Here is a 534-nt window from a genome sequence, read left to right on the forward strand (position 1 = left end):
CCAGGCGAACGGTTCAACCTACACGCCGCTGCAGCATGTGCATAACGGCCAGGGCACGTTCCGCGTATGGGACTCCGTGCTGTCTGAAGAAGCGGTACTGGCGTTCGAGTATGGTTATGCCACGGCAGAGCCACGCACGCTGACCATCTGGGAAGCGCAGTTCGGCGACTTTGCCAACGGTGCGCAGGTGGTTATCGACCAGTTCATCTCTTCCGGNAGCACAGTTTGGCGACTTCGCCAACGGCGCACAGGTGGTTATCGACCAGTTCATCTCCTCTGGCGAGCAGAAATGGGGCCGCATGTGTGGTCTGGTGATGCTGCTGCCGCACGGCTATGAAGGTCAGGGTCCGGAGCACTCCTCCGCGCGTCTGGAACGTTATCTGCAACTTTGCGCTGAGCAAAACATGCAGGTTTGCGTCCCGTCTACCCCGGCACAGGTCTACCACATGCTGCGTCGTCAGGCGCTGCGTGGGATGCGTCGTCCGCTGGTGGTGATGTCACCGAAGTCGCTGCTGCGTCATCCGCTGGCAGTGT

The 534-nt window shown here is 60.6% G+C and carries 1 pseudogene; it reads left to right on the forward strand.

Annotation, left to right across the window (positions count from 1 at the left end):
- Window positions 1–534: pseudogene (locus FDX22_RS24175) on the forward strand (hypothetical protein); the annotation flags it as partial.

It is taken from the genome of Citrobacter sp. TBCS-14 (genome assembly GCF_005280805.1).
Taxonomy (GTDB): Bacteria; Pseudomonadota; Gammaproteobacteria; order Enterobacterales; family Enterobacteriaceae; genus Citrobacter; species Citrobacter gillenii.